Annotated in this window: 16 protein-coding genes; 3 read left to right on the top strand and 13 right to left on the bottom strand. The window is 46.7% G+C overall.

The window, feature by feature from the left end:
• Positions 1-47: 47 nt before the first annotated feature.
• The 8 genes from H6F52_RS04775 to H6F52_RS04740 all read right to left on the bottom strand — a co-directional run bounded on the left by H6F52_RS04775 (position 48) and on the right by H6F52_RS04740 (position 11,113).
• On the bottom strand, positions 48-1,883 hold the full coding sequence (locus tag H6F52_RS04775) for a DCC1-like thiol-disulfide oxidoreductase family protein (RefSeq protein ID WP_190532348.1): 1,836 nt from the start codon (positions 1,881-1,883) through the stop codon (positions 48-50).
• 68 nt (positions 1,884-1,951) lie between these two features.
• Positions 1,952-3,301 (bottom strand): NAD(P)/FAD-dependent oxidoreductase, encoded by a 1,350-nt coding sequence (locus H6F52_RS04770; RefSeq protein ID WP_190532345.1) that lies wholly within the window; start codon positions 3,299-3,301, stop codon positions 1,952-1,954.
• Between the two features lie 61 nt (positions 3,302-3,362).
• Positions 3,363-4,328: a hypothetical protein gene (locus tag H6F52_RS04765; RefSeq protein WP_190532342.1), complete on the bottom strand. Its 966-nt coding sequence runs from the start codon at positions 4,326-4,328 to the stop codon at positions 3,363-3,365.
• Complete coding sequence (locus H6F52_RS04760; protein ID WP_190532339.1) at positions 4,328-5,791, bottom strand: MBOAT family protein; 1,464 nt, start codon at positions 5,789-5,791, stop codon at positions 4,328-4,330. Before H6F52_RS04760 ends, H6F52_RS04765 begins: the two co-directional genes overlap by 1 nt.
• Positions 5,792-5,978: 187 nt before the next feature.
• A complete protein-coding gene (locus H6F52_RS04755; RefSeq protein WP_190532337.1) occupies positions 5,979-6,431 on the bottom strand; it encodes an acyl carrier protein in 453 nt (150 codons plus the stop codon).
• Positions 6,400-8,208 carry an acyl-CoA dehydrogenase family protein gene (locus H6F52_RS04750; RefSeq protein WP_190532336.1) on the bottom strand — a complete coding sequence of 603 codons (1,809 nt, stop codon included), beginning with the start codon at positions 8,206-8,208 and terminating at the stop codon, positions 6,400-6,402. The genes H6F52_RS04755 and H6F52_RS04750 overlap by 32 nt, the downstream gene beginning before the upstream one ends.
• 77 nt (positions 8,209-8,285) lie before the next feature.
• Positions 8,286-10,130, bottom strand: a complete 1,845-nt coding sequence (locus H6F52_RS04745) for a fatty acyl-AMP ligase (RefSeq protein ID WP_190532334.1) — start codon at positions 10,128-10,130, stop codon at positions 8,286-8,288.
• A gap of 743 nt (positions 10,131-10,873) precedes the next feature.
• Positions 10,874-11,113 (bottom strand): hypothetical protein, encoded by a 240-nt coding sequence (locus H6F52_RS04740; RefSeq protein ID WP_190532332.1) that lies wholly within the window; start codon positions 11,111-11,113, stop codon positions 10,874-10,876.
• Positions 11,114-11,299: 186 nt separating this feature from the next.
• On the opposite strand from H6F52_RS04740, the gene H6F52_RS04735 reads away from it, so the two are divergent.
• Complete coding sequence (locus H6F52_RS04735; RefSeq protein ID WP_190532330.1) at positions 11,300-12,058, top strand: 4'-phosphopantetheinyl transferase superfamily protein; 759 nt, start codon at positions 11,300-11,302, stop codon at positions 12,056-12,058.
• A gap of 69 nt (positions 12,059-12,127) precedes the next feature.
• Here H6F52_RS04735 and H6F52_RS04730 read toward each other — a convergent pair whose 3' ends face one another.
• The 3 genes from H6F52_RS04730 to H6F52_RS04720 form a co-directional block, all read right to left on the bottom strand.
• Positions 12,128-13,102, bottom strand: coding sequence for a cysteine synthase A (locus tag H6F52_RS04730; protein ID WP_190532328.1), 975 nt, complete (start codon positions 13,100-13,102; stop codon positions 12,128-12,130).
• 64 nt (positions 13,103-13,166) lie between these two features.
• Entirely contained in the window at positions 13,167-13,751 is a 585-nt protein-coding gene (locus H6F52_RS04725; RefSeq protein ID WP_190525707.1) for a Uma2 family endonuclease, read from the bottom strand.
• Between the two features lie 174 nt (positions 13,752-13,925).
• A complete protein-coding gene (locus H6F52_RS04720) occupies positions 13,926-14,564 on the bottom strand; it encodes a peroxiredoxin (protein ID WP_190415478.1) in 639 nt (212 codons plus the stop codon).
• A 242-nt stretch (positions 14,565-14,806) separates the two neighbouring features.
• Here H6F52_RS04720 and psbU point away from each other — a divergent pair, with 242 nt between their 5' ends.
• Together psbU and nadB are read left to right on the top strand one after the other, a co-directional pair.
• Positions 14,807-15,241 (top strand): photosystem II complex extrinsic protein PsbU, encoded by a 435-nt coding sequence (gene psbU, locus H6F52_RS04715; protein ID WP_190415476.1) that lies wholly within the window; start codon positions 14,807-14,809, stop codon positions 15,239-15,241.
• A gap of 238 nt (positions 15,242-15,479) precedes the next feature.
• Positions 15,480-17,252, top strand: coding sequence for an L-aspartate oxidase (gene nadB, locus H6F52_RS04710; RefSeq protein ID WP_190532326.1), 1,773 nt, complete (start codon positions 15,480-15,482; stop codon positions 17,250-17,252).
• A 72-nt stretch (positions 17,253-17,324) separates the two neighbouring features.
• Here nadB and H6F52_RS04705 read toward each other — a convergent pair whose 3' ends face one another.
• Positions 17,325-17,666, bottom strand: a complete 342-nt coding sequence (locus H6F52_RS04705) for a hypothetical protein (protein ID WP_190440968.1) — start codon at positions 17,664-17,666, stop codon at positions 17,325-17,327.
• Positions 17,667-18,308: 642 nt separating this feature from the next.
• Entirely contained in the window at positions 18,309-18,470 is a 162-nt protein-coding gene (locus H6F52_RS04700) for a hypothetical protein (RefSeq protein WP_190428556.1), read from the bottom strand.
• Positions 18,471-20,204: the final 1,734 nt, after the last annotated feature.

Here is a 20,204-nt window from a genome sequence, read left to right as displayed (position 1 = left end):
GATAAGTGTTTTAAACTTGTCACAGCAAACTTTTTCTTTGACGAGCCTCACTGATATTGTTCGGGATTCTGTGAGCAGGATTGCTGCCAAGCAGGCTTCTTCTCGACATTCTGAGGTTGACCGGGTGGCACGGTTCTCTCGTTCATAAAGTCAATTTCAAAGTTATCTAGTTGTTTTGAACCTTGGTGCCGAGCGTTCCAGTCACGGCAGAGGTATTGTCCATAGTAGGGATAAAGCTTTTTGCCGATGGTGCGATTGAGGTTTATGAAATAGGTGCGCCATTGCATATTTTGATAGAGGGCGTTTCGGCTCTTCCGACTCGGCTTTTCCCAACTTACAGGCTCCCCATCTCTCAAAACATTAACTTCAGTTCCATCTTTCAACTTGCCTGGGATTACGTGCCAACCATCATCTCTGGGGGGAGCGGGGGCAAAAATACTCCAAGATTGATCTACCCTCAAAATTCGGCTAATCCAGTCAATCGAATTTAAGGCTTTTCGATTAAATTTCTCAGGAGCAAAACTTCTGAAGTTCCAGATAGTGACATAAGCTAGCAAGAGTAACGTCACTATATTCATCGGTCGCGAAGAACGTACTTCAATGGGACGGAACTTGAAGGGTTTTGTAAAGTTACCAGCCGCCCTGCGGTTAGATGCAATTGTCTCGTAAAATTTCGTTCCTACAGACATCACAGGCCCCCATTTGAGAAGGGGAACCAGTGGCTTAAATATTGGGGATAAACTACAAACGTAAGCGATCGCTTCCCACTTAAAATGCCTGTTTCCTTGCCAATCCACCACTACCCAAGAATTTTTCGCTTGCATATCTGCAAAAATCGAGGGATCGTCCTGAGCTAAGAGTAGTGGCGTCTGTGCAGGCAATATCAGGAAAGTGCGAATCAGGTGGACAACCTTCTTGCAGAAGCCACAGTCGGCATCGTAGTAAATCTGGAGTCCGGCTCGTTCTGGAGTATACAGCCGCTTAGATACCGAGTCCCAAACTTCCGTCGGGATGAAAGCTAGCCAGCTAGCTGTACTGAGAAACGGGAAAATCCCCAGCACAAACGACAATCCGAAACCGATATGTAAGAGGATAAACGAGATAATTGCACAGCAGCGGAAAAAGCTGGTACGGACGGGAACGAAGAGTAACAAAGGGCCAAGGGTTTCTAACCACAGGGCGCTAAAGGTGAGCAAGACTAAAAGTGCAGAAGGTAGGCTGAGTAGGAATTGACCAAAGGGTGTTGCGTATTGGTCGAAACTCAAAGCATAGTAAACCGCACTGCCATCAGGCCACCAAAGTGGACTCTTCGCTTTAAAAGCCGCCGAAAAGATGTAGATAAAGCATTGCTGTAGCGTAAGTGCTAGGGTGGCACCGGAGAGGATGCGCTTGGGTAATTTTTGGGTAGATGTATTTAGGGCACTGTCAATCGAGTAATAAGCACCCAAGGGCAAAAACATTGCCCAGAAAAGCAGGGCGCGAATTACATCATCCGCTGCAAAAATCAAAGCTGGGTTTCGGTTGTGGAGAGATACCATCAGCGCCCAAGTTGCGATCGCTGCTAACCGGGTTCGGTATCCCACCAATAAAGCTAAAGCCACAAATCCAGCTAGCAAAAACAGAATGACTTGAAACCAGGTTTGACCGCCCAGCGCATGAACTGACCAATACCAAGGTTTTAAGATAGTGGCTAGTAGCGATCGCGGCATTACTCCAGCATCTGTATAGTGTGCTGTCAGATCCCCCGCCCGAATGATTAAATCGGCAAGAACAACCAGCGCCAAACCAATCCGAAACAGGGCTAGCGATCGCAGGTCTAACCCAAACAGTTGCTCAAGCTTGGAAGTAAAAATGGCTTTAGATTTTTGCTGAGTAGAAGCCATAAAACATTAGACCTTGATGGAAAATTTTTTCATGGTTAACGGCAGTAAGCAATTGCCGTTTGTTAAATTTAATACTTAGATCGCCTGGAGTAATTCGCCGCCAATCGCCGCTTTCCCAAACTATTGGACCCTAACCGCCGGATTGCTGCCAGCCACTTCCAGACTGTTAAAACAACCCGCCGAATCGCTTGATAAATCCAGTTTCTCACTACTCGGAGGCGATGAGGCACGGTTGGCAGGCGCTGGAGGTAAACGACTTGTCTAGTAATCGATGCCAAGCGCCCTTCTAAATTCAGACCAAAGCTAGAAACCGCAGCCGCACCCCTTCCCAAAGTCACCATCTCTCCTAAGTGCAAATAGCGGAAGCGCCGTAAGCGTTTGCCCGCGATCGCTGCCCAAATGTTGCGAGCAGCACAATCTGCCTGTTGAAAAGCGGCTTGAGCGGTTGCTGGCACCCGTGCGCCACGGGGATTGTAAATTTCTGCCAAATCCCCCAAAGCAAACACTTCTGGATAGTCAACTAATTGTAAGGTAGGGCAAGAAATCAGTTGTCCCTGGTTATTATGCTGGCAATCAAGTTCTCGCACCCAATCAATCTGCCGGGTTCCAGCCGTCCAAAATACCAAATCTACAGGCAAAATGTCAATCTGACCATCCCGAACTAGGGTAATTTGGTCAGGTTCAATGCGGTGGATGCTCGTTTCTAATTCTACCCGCACGCCACGACTTGATAAAGCACGGAGAGCCGCAGCTTGAGTATGAGCGGAAAAGGTTTTAAGAATTTGATTACCCCGGTCAATCAACAGTACCTGCCCTCGTTTCTGTAGCCGGTCGGCGATTTTGCAAGCGAGTTCTACGCCATTAGGACCAGCGCCCGCGATCGCAATCCGCATTTGTTCCTGCTCAGAAAGCTCAAACTCGTATAGCTGTTGTTTCAGAAGCTCTACATCCGCCAAACTGCGAAAGGTTTGGGCATAAGTGCCAGCTCCAGGAACGCCCTCTAAGCGCGTTTCTCCCCCGACTGCTAAAACTAGGTAGTCGTAAGCGAGAGCCTCACCGGATTCAAGCTTTACCTGGCGCGTTTGTAAATTAACCTCCTGAATCGTCTCTTGACAAAACCGAATATTAGTGTTCCTTAATAGCTTTTGATAAGAAGGAGCGATTTCCCACGCTTGCAGTTCGTCTGTCACCAGTTCGTATAGCAAGGGGGTAAAGAGAAAGCGATCTTTTTGCTCAACCAGGATAATTTCGCATCGACTTGATTTGAGTAAGGGAAAACGGCGCAGGTACAAAGCAGTGTAAAGACCACCAAAGCCCCCACCGAGAATGCAAATCCGGGTGGGAGTAGCGCTCCCAGATTCAGAGGGAGTAGAACTGACCTTTCTTTGATGCTTTGTACCGTCTAGCTTGCCGTCCATATCATTGACAGGGTTTTGGTAAATAAGCTTGATATCAAACGCGAATGGCTAAAGCGATTCGCTATTGCGGCACTTTGGTCGTGGAGTTGGGCGCTGTCAGTTGCTGAGCGATCGCTGGTTTTAGCTGTTGAACCAGCTCCATTGCCCGGATTGTTCTGGCTTCCGGCTTCAGGTGATAGTGGGTATCAGCAAACAAGTTAGAGTCACTCTTCAGGTTCAACGAGTCTTTTTCGTAGATCAAAGGAGCGATTTTGCTCAGTTCCTCAGCCGTCTTTTTAACGTTACGAATCGTCTTCTCGTCGCTGCTGTTCGCATAGACCCACGGCAATGACAGAACTAAAGTTGCTCCCTTTGCCTCGACTTCTTCACGGAATTTAGCGATCCGCTGAAGCGCGTGTTTGGATACGGGTTCTTGAAATGTCATCTGCCACCAGTTCCCAGCGCGTTCTTTCGTTACGGTAGGGTCGCCACGTTCGTCAACCGGATCGGAGTAGTAGCCAGTCATTTTTCCTTTTTCAATCACCTCCAAGCTCGACTTAGTAATTCCTCTAAGAGTCGGAACCCCTAGCATCATTGCGTCTAGAGCCAACTGTTTGGGAGGGATTCCTCCCAAACCGGGCTGTCCAATTGCCATCCCAAACGAACCAGAGCGATCGCCCAACCCATCCTCATCCAACAGCAGCAGGTACTCTGGAATCAGAAGCACAATGTCGCCCCGGCGAACTTGACTCAAAACGCTCGGAAGGATGACATCTAAACCAATTGGGCCATCTAACCCCATGTTGAATACGGGAATGCCGAGTTCTTGCTCCATTAGCTTGGTATTCAACGTGTAGTGCGCTCCAGAACCACCCGTTATCAGGAGGCGGTGGGGTGCTTCAATTTGGCTTGCCAGCGCTACCTTTCGTTCGTACATAGCACGCAGCCAGCTCAGTTCTCCACCGTAGCGCACGTTGTAAAGGTACCCAACAGACCAGGCTAAGCCAGCGATCGCTATCCAACTAGCAAGCTTTAGAGGTTTCCACATTAGAACTCGAAGTAAATAAATTTAGAAGGGGTATTTGCAGCTAGCAAGATGGTCAAACCTAACAGAACGCGAGTTACCCAAGGGGATAACAGCAAATCATATTCATTCGTCCGTTTTTGCCAAACTGCGAGGTGTTCCAAGAACAATTCCGCCGTTGTGAGAAAGAGGATCAAAACTAAGACCGCACCCTCATTCGCACTAAAGGAACTCATTGCCGCTCCCAAATTTGAGAACGAGTACGCCCAAGGCGTCACCAGTGTTTGCAGCTTCTGTCCCAGACGAGTCATATCTGACTCCATGAAGAATAGACAGCCCAGCATCACCGAACCAAACGTTAGCGCCCACGATAAGAACTGAGGCATGAATAAACGTTCGCCAACAAAGCGGTAAAAAGGGCGACCCGCATATCGCAGAACTAGCAGTAACAAGCCATGATAAGCACCCCAAATGATGAAATTCCAAGCAGCTCCGTGCCAAAAGCCTGAGAGCGTAAACGTGACGAACAGATAGAAGGCAGCCCACTGCTTCTTTGCGCCCATTAGGGGGAGGAAAACGTAGTCTCTAAACCAGGTACTTAGCGTTACGTGCCAACGACGCCAAAATTCTTGGATGCTTGGTGAAGTGTAAGGGGCGATGAAGTTAAGCGTTAGCTGAACGCCTACAAATTTAGCTAAACCTAGTGCGATGAAACTATATCCAGCAAAATCAAAGTAAATCCTCAGAGTGAACAAGTAGATAGATAGCCACACCAGCCAGACATTTCCTGTTTCTTGCAAGTTGATGTACGGCGACAAGTTATCTGCCAGTACCAACTTCATAAACAAGCCCAAAGACAGCCACTTGAGACCGTCCTCAAAGTTTTCTGCGGAGAACTTAAAGCGGAATGATTCAATTTGAGGAAACAGGTCAGCTCGGCGCTCAATCGGGCCAGCGACGACTTGCGGGAAGAAGGAAACAAAGTTGATGTAATCAACAACTCCAATTGGCTGCTTATTTTTGCTTCTGAATGAATCCACTACAAAAGCAACCATCTGGAAGGTGTAAAACGAAATCCCTGGAGGAATTGCACCTGCACCAGGAATGCCGCCTCTCTGCTGCCAACTCGCAGCAACTCCCCCCACAAATAGTCCTAGAACATCTTCCACAAAGAAGTTCACGTATTTGAAGTAGGCAAGGATGGCGACGTCGATTCCGATCACCACGGCTGCGATCGCTTGCGACTCCCAACCTCGACGGCGCAACATCAGGCGCACCATCAAGTAGTTAAAGATAATCTCAAAAGCAAAGATGATAAAGCTGGAGCGCGACGCATTCACAAACAGCATCAGCGACAGCGCCATCAACCCGATGCTATCCAAGTAATCTCGCCAAATGTTCAGGTACTTGCCTATATAGCGAACCGTGAAGAAGGGAACGCCGATCAGAAGAAGTACCCACCAGAAGGAGAAATCAGAGAAATTCAATTGACTGTTTCCTCCCTATTTTTTAGGGTTTAAAAGTTATTATCTTAGTCAGTATTTAGCGATTGGTAATTAGTCATCAAGAATGGGTTATTCTTCCTTGTCCGAAGTTAAAGATTTACAGTCACCACAACAGCGATAAAATCTTTAACCAATTCCCAATTCCCAATTACCAACCAGATATCTTACTCTAGCTGCCGCTAATTCGGTTCCACAGACCGCCCCAGCCAGAAGGCTTGGAAGATGCCTCTACTTTTTCAGTTTTATCGTCACTAGCATCCTTGACATTGCTAGACGCAACTGGAGAAACTGCCGCTGAAACATCAAACTCTTTAACCAAGTATTCAGCAGATTTTTCAATAGTCGGATAATCCCACAGCAGAGTAGAAGGAAGCTCGCATCCTAGCCAATCTTCTAAATCGCCCACTAAGGTAACAGCATCGATGGAATCCAGACCGTAGCGCGTCAAAGGTTCGCGGACATCAATAGTTTTTGCATTGAGTGAAAGTTGCTTAGAAAGCTTGGTAACTAGCCAGGATTGAATCGCTTCAGCAGGGGAGTTTTTAACAATCATATTCTCATCTTGTAAATTGTTTTTGCTTAAATCTTCACTAGGCTTGGAGCTGGAGTTCTGAAGCTGCATGGGTTTTCTCCTCTGGTGATTGAACTTGGGCTAGTTGGAGGGGGACAATCGAAAACATCTTGTTTTCTCGGTCAAGCTTGAGAAGTTCTTGGGCAACATTCTCAATGTAAATGCTAGGAATGATACCTGATGAAGGTCGAAAAGTCATCAGGAGTCTGTTCAGACAAATTGCCAACCATTCACCTTTGGCAAAAAAGTTACCCAAGACTTTTCGGTTGTAAATCCACATATGTACGCAAGCTGCGGCTGCGTGCAATGTGCAGTACTTCTTAGCTAGTTCAAATAACTCAGGAGACTGATCGTGTCCGAATTCAAAACCTGAGCTTGCCAAGAATTCATCCTGTGCGTCGAGTTCTTCAAGGACGGCGCTTGTCAGTGTTATCAGCTTCTGCAACACTTCAGCATCGACGCTGGAATCTGTCTTTAAGTCATACAAGTGTTCTAGAGAGATTTCCAGACCTTGTAAAACGTCATCGCATCCCCGACTGAACAGCTCAAATTTTGCCCGTTCGCACGGTGGTAGCGGTGCTTCTAGAGAAAACCGGGTTTCCAGACGCGATCGCAATCCCTCATAAGTGGCAGCATTTCTTTTCGCCCGGTATTTCGCTATCTGACGAAGCTGTAAAATCAGCGCGTGCAAGTTAACAACCGTACTGCCATCAAACACGCTAATAATGGCATTATCTCGGACAACTTTTTGAAAAATTCCCTCATCGTGACCTTCGCGGAAATAGAAACGTGCCCCTAGAATTACGGAAAGGTTTTGAATTAACTTTTCAACCGTTACAGGCACAAAATATTTCACGAAAATAGACGAAACGCTAGATTGCTCCGGCGCGACATGAAAACTTCTTGCCCCCGCAATCGTGACACAATCGCAGACCAAAATATCTAAGAAAGCGTCTACTAAAGTAGTCCGGGGGTGAGGAATATCGAAAACTGTTTTGCCGTATAATTTCCGTCCTAGAGAAAACTTCAGCACCGTTCTCAGGGCTGTATCCGCCGATCCTAAAGAAAAGGCTGCACACAACGTCCGGGTTAGATGAAAGCCTTTCAGCCCCAATTCTAAACCCGCTCCTTCTTGCCCCAGACGCATTTCTTCAGGTACAAAGCAATTATCAAAACGGATTCCGCTCATATCAGAACCGCGAATTCCCAAAGTCTTGATCTTAGGAAGATTGGAATAACCCGCTGGATCAATTTCACTTTTATCAACAACAAACAGCGACAAGCTACGTGCCCCGCCACTGTCATCTGTTTTGGCAAGCACAACTGAAATTCCAGAAATTGTCGCTCGGTTAATTGGCCATTTTTCCCCATTCAGCAGATAACCACCGGGAACCTTAGTTGCCTGCACATCACTAGCAACTAGGTCGCTTCCGTGTGCCCTTTCTGAATAAGCAAGACACATGGCACCATGTTTATCTTTAATAAACTTTGCCAGCTTTTGTTTCTGTTCGTAGGTGCCTGCCATCCAAACTAAACCAGACCAGAAAAGCGTGCTAAAAGTTATCGATGTCGTTAGGTCACGTCTGGACAAAACTCTAACAAAAGCGACGAATTCTTCATAAGATTTCAGCTCTCCACCGTATTCCACGGGGATGTGGTAGTGATGAAGATTCCAGTTATAAAGCCATTCAACGTCTTTTTCTGGAAATTCTTCGCGTTCGTCCAGCTCCATGACGCTTTTGAAAGACATCACGCTTTCCGGCTGTGTTGGATCGCCTAAGTCCTTTTCGAGCGCTTCAGCGACCCAGTACTGTTTTAGTTGATGCATTGAATTCTCCGTGTAATGGGTAATGGCTTATCGGTGTGGGTAATCGCAAGCAATTCGCAATTCCCAATTCCCAATCGCTATTTAGGAGTTTGCACTTTCTGCAACAGGGATTCTACTTCTCCCTTGAGACTTTGAAACTTTGCCGTAGCTTGAGGATTTTCGCTCCAATCCGCCACGACATCTAGACTTCCTGCTAAGAAAGCTGCTCGACAACCCTGACGTTGAATCTTGCCGCTGGAAGTTTTCAGGATACTTCCCGGCTTCACCAATACCACAGCATAAACCTGTAGCTCGTGCTGTTCCGATACCACCTGACGGATGGCTCCCATGACCTCATTGGTGTCTAGATTCTGGGTATGACGCTCGACTTCCTGGACAATTACCAGTCGCTCCTCGCCATTCACCATCACTGAAAAGGCTGCGCCATGTTCGGGTCGAAGCGCTGCATGGCTTTCTTGCACCGTCCATTCAATATCTTGAGGATAGTGATTGGTGCCTCGGATGATAATTAAATCTTTGATGCGCCCCGTGATAAATAGCTCGCCATCTTTTAAGAATCCCAAGTCGCCGGTACGTAGAAATGGCCCTTCCCCTGTATCGGCGATGCGTGCCCGGAAGGTGCGTTCCGATTCTTCGGGTCGCTGCCAGTAGCCGTGAGCCACGCTAGGATCGGATACCCAAATCTCGCCGACTTCATCAGCGGCACATCGGGTAAATTTCTCCGGATGCACGATCGCTATCTTGGTGTCGCAAACTTTAGTCCCGCATCCAACAACTGTTCGTACAATATCTTGATCTTTGGAGGCTGGAACGATGCGATTTTTTTCTAGTGCTGCCGGATCGAGATTGCACAAAACGGGTGTTGCGGTTTGTGCAGAGAAGGATACTAACAAAGTTGCCTCAGCCAATCCGTAGGCAGGACAAAAAGCATTCCACTGAAACCCGGATGGTGCAAAGGTTTCGTAAAAACTTTCCATAACTTGGGGGTTGATTGGCTCAGCGGCATTGCCTGCTGCACGCCAACTACTCAAGTCCAGGGTGGCGCGTTGTTCTGGTGTAATCCTACGCACGCATTGATCGTAGGCAAAGTTAGGGCCTTGGCTATGGGTCACTTTGTAACGCGAAATCGCCTGGAGCCAGTGGAATGGGCGTTTGATAAAGGCGAAGGGTGACATCACGTAGCAGGGGATACCGTTGTAGAGGGGTTGGATGAGTCCTTCAACCAGTCCGTAATCGTGGAAGTAAGGCATCCAGGCCACAGTTACGCTGTCCGGGGTGTAGCCACAGGCTTTTTGGAGGTTCGCTGAGTGGAACATTACGTTACTGTGGCTGAGCATCACACCTTTAGGAGTGGAAGTGGAGCCTGAGGTGTACTGGAGATAGGCCAGCATATCGCTGGTTACGGCTGGATCTTGCCAGGTTTCAGCCAGAGACAGGTCTACCTGCTCGGTGTCAATCCAGCTCATTGCCTGAAATTCCGGAATTTTCTCGTCGTACTCTTCAACGAGGGAAAGAATGCCAGAGGTGGTTAGCACCAATGAAGCTTGGGCATCTTTCGCGATCGCTTGCAGTCTGGGCAAGGTTCGCTTCAATCGCCCCGCTTCCGGTGGGGGTACGGGAATGGCAATTGTCCCGGCATATAAGCAACCGCAAAAAGCGGCAATAACCTCTAGACCTTGTGGATAAAGCAGTAGTGCCCGCTCTCCTCTGGCATTATGCTGTTGTAGCAAGGCAGCGATCGCTCTTGCTTGGCGATCGAGCTGAGCATAAGTGAGCTGGGAACCTTCTTTTTTGCCATCAATCAGAAAAGTATAAGCTACCTTTTCCGGCTGCTGGAGTGCCCTCCACCGTAGCAGTTCAACTAGGGTAGAAAAATTTTGAGCTGTAGAAGAATCAATATCGCTTGGTGTAACGGTGTTCATAAGTACTAATGGAAACTTACTAGCTTTATTGAGAAGTGGTCGCGGCACCAGAAAGTTGACATATCAAGGTTAAGAACTACAATTCATCTTCTTTATTGTTTTTGTTCAGATTTTAAAAAAGCTTCTAGCTTGAACAATCCGGCAAGGTACAGACAGTGGTCTTGAGAAAAAAATCAACCTTTCGGTAGTTTTTCAATTTTGGTCTGATGTCTATCTTTAAGACTAGTAATTCTACGAATCTTTACTAAAAAAATATATTTTAAATTCCAGACTAAATACGGTAAATAACTTATCCTACATTGCTTTTCTTGATATGGCACCTAAAAAGTTTTATAAAGATTTTGTAAAGTTATTTCATTGTTAAGTCCGATTAATCTGTCATCTAAATTACAAATATGAAAACTTCTTGCACAAGCTGGTTTCCGAAAGACGAGACTACCAGCAAAGTTAAATTGCTTTGCTGGTAAGCATTACAGCTTGGAAGATGGCAAAAAGATTTGAAGTCCTTTCGTAGTAAGAAGCCGGAAGACTATGCTGAAGTAATTTTCTGAAATCTATACTCAGCCAAATTTATTGACCATGTGTGGGATTAGCTATAAGCAGTTATATAAATTCTTGTATATGTGTGTCAAGGTTTGTAACTAATTTAGTATGAGTGTTGTTTTTTACAAAAAAGAGAGACAGCTATACTGAAGAAACGGCAATCTCGGAGTAACTAGTTTTTTCAAAGAATAAGGGATAGGCTACTTCCCGAAAAATCTACCAGTAGCGCCGTTAGCGTATGGCTTCTCTCCGCCCCACGAGCGAGGAGAAGTACCCGGTAAAGGCAAGCGGTGCCAATCTAAGCGCTTTGGTGCGTTCTGATGGGTAGAAAGTATAATGCAGAGGCAGATGGCGCAGTAGGAGAGCAAGACTTCTTTAGCAGTGCGATCGCGAACCGCGTCTCCTAACTCACGGGCGGGACCAATGCACAAGAGAGACATGAAGCAGAGTTAAGCGAACTGTATTAGATCGAGTCCGAGAAAATGCTTAAGAGTTTTTGTCGGCTTGTTCGGGTTCAGTGATGATGACACGCTAAAACAGAAGCTTTCCTTCGGTAATTCTCCGGACTCAAAATGGCGCAACGTTGGAGTTAGATAACCACAGGCTCAGATTGATGGCTCAGACTGATGACTGATATTGATTCTATGTGGTGTCCTCCACAAACTGACTTAGCGCTATCGAGCAATGATGTCCATGTCTGGCGTGCTTCCCTCGACCAATCAGCATTTCACGTTCAGCATCTGCAACAAATCCTTTCTGAAGATGAGCAAATAAGAGCCGCACGTTTCCACTTTGAGCGGGACAGGAAGCGTTTCATCATTGGGCGAGGTCTGCTCAGGACAATTCTGAGTTGCTACTTAGAAATCAACCCAGTCGAGGTGCAATTTTGCTATGGCTCTCGTGGCAAGCCAGCACTGGCTGGAACGCACGCAGAAAGTAACCTTCGGTTTAATTTATCTCACTCTCAAGATATCTGCCTGTATGCAGTAACACGCGATCGCCAGATCGGTGTCGATGTTGAATACATTCGTTCTGTTGCCGAAGTTGAAACGATCGCTAAACGATTCTTTTCGGCGCGAGAAAATGCCGTTTTGCGTGCCTTGCCTGCACATCAGAAGCAGCAAGCATTTTTAAACGCCTGGACTCGCAAAGAAGCTTATCTAAAAGCAATTGGAGAAGGGCTGGCTCGACCTCTGGATCAAATTGAGGTAACGCTGGCTCCAGGGGAACCAGCGATGCTGCTAAGCATTGAAGGCGATCGCATTGAAAGCGATCGCTGGTCACTCCAAGAATTGAAACCGGAACTCGACTACGTAGCCGCTCTTGCTGTGGAAGGAACTGGCACTTGCACCCGCTGCTGGCAATGGGATGCTAGCAATGGTTAGATAAAAACGACTAAATGCTGAGGGTAGGGAGGCGGTGAGAATTTTCACCGCCTCCCCTTTGCTTCCTTTCTAATCGGGTGAAAGTCCCTTCGATTCTAGCCATTCCCGATTAAACAGCCGTGACTGATAACGAGCGCCGCTATCGCAGAGGATGGTCACAATCGTATGACCTGGCCCCATCTGCTTGGCGAGTTCTACGGCTGCTCCTACATTGATTCCTGTGGAGCCACCCAGAAACAGTCCTTCCTCTCTTAAGAGTCTGTAGACAACCCGTACCGCTTCGGTGTCATCAATTTGGATAGCATCGTCTATCGGTACACCTTCCATATTGGCGGTGACGCGGCTATTGCCAATCCCTTCTGTGATTGAGTTGCCCTCACTCTTCGTTTCACCCGTCTTGATATAACTGTAGAGGGCGCTGCCCATCGGGTCTGCTAAGACGGTTTTAACAGCAGGATTTTTTTCTTTCAGGTACATCGCTACACCCGCTAAGGTGCCGCCAGTCCCCGTGGCTGTAACCCAAGCATTAACTTTACCGTCCGTTTGTTCCCAGATTTCTTTTGCGGTAGTTTCGTAGTGCGCTTGTCGATTGGCTAAATTATCAAATTGATTCGCCCAAATCGTGTTTTCCATCTCAGACGCAATTTTGCCGGAGAGCCTGACATAGTTGTTGGGGTTGCTGTAAGGTACAGCTGGAACGGGACGAACTTCTGCGCCCAGCGTCCTCAAAGCATCCATCTTTTCCTGAGACTGGGTATCTGGGATGATAATCAGGCATTTGTAGCCCTTGGCGTTGCAAATATGAGCTAAACCGATGCCGGTGTTCCCGGCGGTTCCCTCAACGACTGTACCGCCAGGTTTGAGCAAACCTTTTTTTTCGGCGTCTTCAATGATATAAAGTGCTGCCCGGTCTTTCACAGAACCCCCTGGATTGAGAAATTCTGCTTTTCCCAGAATTTCACAACCTGTTTCATCGCTGAAGTTGTTTAAGCGGATGAGCGGTGTGTTGCCAACTGTCTCTACAAAACCCTTTTTGATATCCATTCTGAAATTACCTAAGTTCTTCCCTATAAAAATTTTGGCGTATCGCGGTAGTCCGACTCGACTTTTACCAAACTTTAGTCATATTGAGGGAAAATCCAGGCAAAACGCGATCGCCACTTACCGTGTCGGGATTGTCTAGACATTCCACTTCTTGACTGGGACGATAGATATAAACTTTGCGGTTTTTTCGGTCAATCAACCAGCCTAGCTGGAATCCTGCCTCGCTCATGTATTCGAGCATTTTTTCTTGCAAAGGCTTTAAGTTGTCCGAAGCTGACCTCAGTTCAATCACAAAATCAGGGCAAATAGGGGCAAACTTTTGCTGTTGTTCTGGGGATAAAGCATTCCATCGTTCCAGTTTTATCCATGAAGCATCAGGCGACCTTTCTGCACCTGTTGATAGAATAAATCCCGTGCTAGAAGAAAAAGTTATCCCCGTGCCGTCTTGTTCTGACCATAACCAGAGCTGCCCGAATATATTACCTTCTCGGTTTCCTGTCTCTGAACCAGTTGGGGGCATGATGACGATTTCTCCAGTTTTATTCCGTTCAATGCGTAAGTTGCGGTTAATTTGACAGAACTCAAAAAACTGTTCGTCTGTCATTGGCATTGATGGCGGAATTCGCACAACTAGGGGAGAAGAAAGCATTCTGGATTTCCTCGATTCAGTTAGAGTGGGCAACGCCTACTCCAAAATTTTACTGTTGGCTCACTCAAACCAATGAAAATAGCCTGACGGACGATTAGCTTTCGACCCATCAGGCTATTGTTAATTATCTAGTGAGCGATCGCTGTGCGCGATCGCTCACTTACCCACTCAAAACTATTTGTCCGGTTGGGGAGTCATCCGCAGGTAAGGTTTGATTTCCGTGTAACCTTTAGGAAATTTCTCTTTTAATACTTCGGGATCTTTCAGCGAAGGAACGATTACACAATCGTCTCCCTCTTTCCAGTTAACTGGAGTGGCTACGCTATAGTGATCCGTCAGTTGCAGCGAATCGATTACCCGCAGCAATTCATCGAAGTTACGTCCGGTGCTGGGGGGGTAGGTGAAGGTGAGACGCAGTTTCTTCTGCGGATCGATGACGAAAACCGATCTAACCGTTACAGTGTTGGCGGCGTTGGGGTGGATCATGTCGTAAAGGTCAGAGACCTTCTTATCCGGATCTGCCAGAATTGGGTAGTTAAGACCAACACTCTGAGTTTCTTCGATATCACCGACCCAACCTTTGTGGGAGTCAACATCATCGACGCTAAGTGCGATCGCCTTCACGTTGCGCTTGTCAAATTCTGGCTTGAGACGAGCGACTTCGCCAAGTTCTGTGGTGCAAACGGGCGTAAAGTCTGCGGGGTGAGAAAATAGCACTACCCAGCTATCGCCAGCCCACTCATAAAAGTTGATTTGACCGTGTGTAGAATCCTGCGTGAAGTCGGGTACTTGGTCGCCTAATCTAAGAACCATATCGGATTTCCTGTGAACTACCTTGAGGAACGATCTTCTATATTGCCATAAAACCCCAGTTTCCCGGTCGGAGTTTAGCTCTTTATTAAGATTTGGGAAAACTAACCAACTTCCAATTGTTCCAGAGTTGAGGTGGAGTGGGTACCGAGAGGTAATAAGATGAGAGGATAGAAAACAAAAATTAAACTAATAGTTGAGGACATGGTACCCTCAATCATGCTGTGTCAGGAGGATTTAAGTTTATGAAACGATTGGTTCGTCTGCTGACAGTGTTGGCTATGTTGGTGAGCTGCTTAGGATGGATGGGGCTGCCCAAAAGCGCTATTGCAGCCGATTTGACGGGTGTAGCACTGCACTCTTCATCAGTGTTGGCAGCAGTCGAGGCACCCCTCCGGAATCGGGCGGATGATAAGCTAGCCACCGAGTTCGGGAAAAAGATTGACTTGAACAACACCAATGTGCGAGCGTTTCGGCAATATCCAGGGCTGTACCCCACTCTGGCTCGCAAAGTTGTCGATAATGCACCTTACAAGAAAGTAGAAGATGTCCTGCAAATTCCAGGCCTAAGTGACGGTCAAAAAGAACGGCTTCAAGCGAACCTGGATAATTTCACGGTGACAGAAATAGAATCAAGCTTCGTGGAAGGTGGCGATCGCTATAACAACGGCTACTACTAAAGCGCTGATAAAGTGCTGAGTGCTATAGCTCTTTGAGCATAAACTTAGCGATTTGCTAACCGTGCTGAGTCGTGACTATCCAGGAAAAGATTCTGCAAGCTGGGTGAGATCAACTTAACCTTGCATTCAGAATCTAGACCCTCAAAAGAACCTTCGCCCCTAACGACTCGATTTTCATCACCCACTCCATTGAGGAGTGGGTTATTTATTATGAGTGAAAGTATTAAGGAACTTATCGTTGAACTCTATAAACTTAAAATCTTTACCCCAGCAGGAAATACCCATCCAGTTTGATGTCTTGGTAGTCGGCGCAGGTGCAGCAGGACTTTATGCAGCGCTTTGTCTACCAGACTGGTATCAAGTTGGTTTGATTACAAAGGATACTCTACCTCTTTCTGCCAGCGACTGGGCGCAAGGCGGCATCGCGGCTGCAATTGACCCGACAGACTCATCTTTGCTGCACATTGAGGACACAATGCGGGCAGGGGCGGGTTTGTGTGACAAAGAAGCCGTACAGTTTCTTGTAGAGGAGGCTGCATCCTGCATTGATTCGCTAGTGGATATGGGCGTTGCCTTTGACCGCAAAGGAACCTATCTCGCTTTGACCTTAGAGGCGGCTCATTCTCGTCCCCGCGTGCTTCATGCTGCCGATACGACGGGTCGCGCAATGGTGAGTACCTTAACCGAACAAGTGCTGCGTCGTCAGAATATCCAGATTATCTCTCAAGCATTTGCCCTAAGTCTGTGGCTCAATCCTGAAACTGGTGAGTGCCAGGGAATTTGCCTGGTTTACCAAAATCAGATTAGCTGGATAAGGGCGGGTGCGGTGGTGCTGGCGACAGGCGGCGGAGGTCAAGTATTTGCTCAAACGACAAATCCATCGGTCAGTACGGGAGATGGGGTAGCGATCGCGTGGCGTGCTGGGGCTATCCTGCGAGACTTAGAATTTGTCCAATTTCACCCTACAGCCCTCACCAAGCCGGGTGCGCCTCGTTTTTTGATTAGCGAAGCAGTCCGGGGGGAAGGCGCTCATCTGGTCGATTCCCAAGGACGACGATTTGCCTTTGATTACCATCCAGCGGGTGAACTCGCACCGAGAGATGTTGTCAGTCGAGCGATTTTTAGCCACTTGCAGCAAATCGCAGCCGACCCTGCCACAGGTCACGTTTTCTTAGATTTGCGCCCAATTCCCCAAGAAAAGATTCGCCACCGTTTCCCTAACATTATCCAGGTGTGTCAGCGGTGGGGAATTGATGTCTTTCACGAGCCAATTCCGGTTGCGCCAGCGGCTCATTACTGGATGGGAGGCGTCGCCAGCGATTTAATGAATCGCACCTCGATTCCCGGTTTATATGCGATTGGGGAAACAGCTAGTACTGGCGTTCACGGTGCCAATCGTCTCGCCAGTAATTCCCTCCTGGAATGTTTGGTGTTTGGTGCCCAACTGGCTCATTTAAAAAGCAGTCAGAAGCAAGAAGGAAAGACTCGAAAGGCTCAAACAGCAAGGATGCAGGATGAAACAATACAAGAAAAACCAGACAGTGGAAGCATGGGAGAACTTTCCCCTTTGACTCTCTCTCATCCCTCATCATTCATCTGCGATTCGACCGAACGAGACAAAATTGAAGCTTTACGGCAAGAGTTACCGCGCTTAGTGTGGCAAAGTGCTGGAATTTGTCGATCGCAAGAGGTTTTAGAGAATGCGATCGCTCAAATCGAAGTTTGGCAACAAGAATTTGCTGCTCTGTCTCTGAGTCAGTACCTGATGAATTTAATCCCCGGTCAGCGGGCTAGTTTCGACTTACCCGATGCCGACCAACAACTGCGAACTTGGGGAGAAACCCACAACTTATTAGATGTAGCGTATCTAATTCTCAAAAGTGCTGCTTTTCGTACAGAGAGTCGAGGCGGACACTACCGAACTGACTTCTCTCAAACCTCGCCAAGCTGGCAAGTTCACACCTTAGTTCAACATCAGCATTGGTGGAAATCTCCCCCTCTGCAAAACTAAACAGTTAGAAGAGAGAACAAACTTCTTTATCCTTGCCTTTTAACTTTTACTTGACCTTTACCTTTGCCTGGTTCAGCGCGTTCCTGCACCAGTGCCATCGCCAGCAGGAGGGCCGTTATCTTTCGGTTGAAATGCTTTCCCTTCCCCGCCAGATTTTAGTAAATTCTGGGTCTCAGCAGCACTCCAGAAGCTGTTTGACGGGCTGTTGTTGGGAAGAGTGGGGTCGATTCTGGCAGACACCATCTGGGGGCTGAATAGTTGCAACCCAATCAGTAAAGTTGCTGTTCCTGTGAATCGAAAGTAATTACTCATAACACCCGTTACAGTTCCTAGACTTTTGGGAGTGCCACTTTTGGGAGTGCCAGTAATATCAGTATATCCACTGAAAACCTCAGTAGCCAGTACCTTTATCAAATCTTTTTCTTTACGTTCTCTTCATGAAAACTTGAGCTTCTACAAAGAATTTGTAAAGTTAGAATCTGTAGTAAGGTACGCTAAACAAAGCTGTAGAAGTTGTTCGAGTGATTTTCTGACAATAGCAGGCGTTTCTGTGTAGTGGTCAACTAAACGTTTATTTGTAAGTTTAGTATTCAGTATTTTCAACGATAGATCTGGCAATGAATCCGGAAAGTTTTCATAAGCTTAATATTTCGTATTTTTATTTTCTCGAAAAAGTTATTATCAAATCAAAAATGATTTAGGCTCTTCCTTGGGTATTAATTGCTAAAAGTTTGATCGAAGCTTTCAAGATAGGTGTTATATTTTTCACTTTTGGAGACGACATATCAGATATCCCCAGGTCTTTTTTTAAAGAGGGGCACTAGATGTATCCATTGCAGACATGAAGTAAAATCGTCAGGACTTACGCATCTGTCACAAGCAAGGGCGCGGCTATGCGTGCCGAGCGCCCAACTAGAGGACAAACATGGTTCTATCCTCAGCTCATGACGTATCCCAAAAAAGTAGGCGTATTCACACCCAAGTCTATTAAGTGAATCATCAAGGCGAAAAGCACAAGGCAGCATTGGTCAAGACTGTGTTTAAGAAAGGGCAGTTTCAGCGCTGGGTGTAGAGGTTCCAGCGATCGCGCCTTTTCACGCTTAGGATGGCAGGGCAAACTGGGATATACCTACCAAAGCAAATAAACTCTTGAGAGTCGATGAGTTTATCCGAAGAACCTGTAAACGATAGCTGCTGTTCAAAATGGCAGCAGTTCATCAGATGTTTCAGTTAGAGGTTCAGTATCAGCGTTACCAAATCCAGCTCTAACAACCTAGATCGAGACTGGATTGGAGTTCGCTGTACAGGAAAGCGCAGCATAAATTATTGTCTTTTTACCTAAATTTGCTCTGATTTGGCACAGAAACCCGTCTAGTAATCGTTAAGACAAACATCAATACCAAAAGCTGGACTTGCCAAGGCAAAAAGAGCAAACATAGAATCAAACTGACAGATGCTGCTGATGCAGCAAGCATGGCAACTTCATCGTGAGAATTCTCAAAGATGACGAAGGCTGATGCTATCGAGATTGCTAAAGGGATTAAAAAAAGCAAGGACATATCCAAAACCTCTTGAAATCGAATATGCAGGCTACTTGTTGTCAAGTTGCCCTGTTTAGGGTCATTCCATCAAGCTATTACCATGTTTCCCTCCTCACCTCCTTTACACATCACCCTAATGGGTAAACTTTTCTTAGGAAAAATACAGGGGATCGTCTGAGGGATTAGTATAGATCGAATTTAAATTTTACGCCCTAAGTCGCCGTCAATTTATAAAAACAAATTTAAATAAGAACGATAACGGCTATCAAATATAGCATTGTTGCGACCAAAACTACTGATACTATTTTGGGCGAATTTCGTTTAAGTAGCAGCTACGCTGGAGAAATTCAACTAACTATAGCAATCCTATTTGAGTTGTGGAATGCCAGCCCTTCAGCTTCTCAACTTCTCTAAGAAGCCGGGGAGCAAGGCTTCACGAATCCTTGAGGACTGCTATAGGTAGCAGGGATAGGAAGGAGGGGAGTTTTTTCAGTCAATCAGGCGAGAAAGCTCAATCTGCACACACTGCTTGAGAGATAAGCGATTTGGGTAGACAAAGTACAGCTCAAGTAAATACAAAGCTAACAGAAGCGATCGCTTAGTGTGTCTCTCAGTCTCTCTTGACGTCTAGGCTGTACGTAGGTTTCAAGGTATTGCTTTATCTGGATTGACTGCAAGCATCCTTCAACCCCCTTGATAAGGACTCTCGGCTAATCGCTCCCCCAAAATGTAAAGTTTTGTAACAACTTTTTTGGTGGTGAGGGGTGTGACCCCTCAGCGGGGTATATTGAATTTAGTAGATGCACCCTGATGATCGACGCCCTCAAGTTTTTGTTGGGCGTTTTTTGTTTTTAGGGGAGTAGCGATCGCGCAGGCTATGGGCGGCTACTCGGTTCTTTGAAGCTGGTAGAAGCAGCTTCTGGTAGTAATGTCATTTTGTTGTGCAAATCGTCTGCAACAGTTCCTTAACCCCCGCAATGGACGCACCGCTACACTACCTACCAAGGTGGGTAAAGAGGAAGCCCTGATGTAGCCGCTAATAAAGTGAAGGGGGATAACGCGCGACAGCCAGAACGTTTGGCTTTTTGAGGAGCGATTGAGAAGTTTTATAACAATCTTTTATTAGGGGTGGGGGGTGTGACCCCTCAGTGAGGTATATTGAATTTAGTAGATGCACCCTGATGATCAACGCCCTCAAGTTTTTGTTGGGCGTTTTTTGTTTGACTTAATACTCGTAACCGCAAGTTAATTTCCCTCCGCGCTTGCGGGGAGGGGTTCCAGGAAGTTCAGCCCCAGAGTCTTCTCAAACGGCCAAAAGCAATAAGATACAGCTTGTAAAAATTTCTTTTGACTCTGTAAGCGCAAGGCAATGTGCGCTTACAGAGCTAGCTAGGAGAATAGGCGTTACCCA

Source organism: Coleofasciculus sp. FACHB-542, assembly GCF_014695825.1.
Classification (GTDB): Bacteria; Cyanobacteriota; Cyanobacteriia; order Cyanobacteriales; family FACHB-T130; genus FACHB-T130.
This window is presented reverse-complemented; position numbering and strand designations above follow the sequence as displayed.

What these genes read in the sequence shown, in the direction of transcription:
- H6F52_RS04775 (WP_190532348.1), bottom strand. Translation starts at nt 1,883, where the DNA reads ATGGCTTCTACTCAGCAAAAATCTAAAGCCATTTTTACTTCCAAGCTT.
- H6F52_RS04770 (WP_190532345.1), bottom strand. Translation starts at nt 3,301, where the DNA reads ATGGACGGCAAGCTAGACGGTACAAAGCATCAAAGAAAGGTCAGTTCT.
- H6F52_RS04765 (WP_190532342.1), bottom strand. Translation starts at nt 4,328, where the DNA reads ATGTGGAAACCTCTAAAGCTTGCTAGTTGGATAGCGATCGCTGGCTTA.
- H6F52_RS04755 (WP_190532337.1), bottom strand. Translation starts at nt 6,431, where the DNA reads ATGCAGCTTCAGAACTCCAGCTCCAAGCCTAGTGAAGATTTAAGCAAA.
- H6F52_RS04750 (WP_190532336.1), bottom strand. Translation starts at nt 8,208, where the DNA reads ATGCATCAACTAAAACAGTACTGGGTCGCTGAAGCGCTCGAAAAGGAC.
- H6F52_RS04745 (WP_190532334.1), bottom strand. Translation starts at nt 10,130, where the DNA reads ATGAACACCGTTACACCAAGCGATATTGATTCTTCTACAGCTCAAAAT.
- H6F52_RS04740 (WP_190532332.1), bottom strand. Translation starts at nt 11,113, where the DNA reads ATGTCTCTCTTGTGCATTGGTCCCGCCCGTGAGTTAGGAGACGCGGTT.
- H6F52_RS04735 (WP_190532330.1), top strand. Translation starts at nt 11,300, where the DNA reads ATGACTGATATTGATTCTATGTGGTGTCCTCCACAAACTGACTTAGCG.
- H6F52_RS04730 (WP_190532328.1), bottom strand. Translation starts at nt 13,102, where the DNA reads ATGGATATCAAAAAGGGTTTTGTAGAGACAGTTGGCAACACACCGCTC.
- H6F52_RS04725 (WP_190525707.1), bottom strand. Translation starts at nt 13,751, where the DNA reads ATGCTTTCTTCTCCCCTAGTTGTGCGAATTCCGCCATCAATGCCAATG.
- H6F52_RS04720 (WP_190415478.1), bottom strand. Translation starts at nt 14,564, where the DNA reads ATGGTTCTTAGATTAGGCGACCAAGTACCCGACTTCACGCAGGATTCT.
- psbU (WP_190415476.1), top strand. Translation starts at nt 14,807, where the DNA reads ATGAAACGATTGGTTCGTCTGCTGACAGTGTTGGCTATGTTGGTGAGC.
- H6F52_RS04700 (WP_190428556.1), bottom strand. Translation starts at nt 18,470, where the DNA reads ATGAACTGCTGCCATTTTGAACAGCAGCTATCGTTTACAGGTTCTTCG.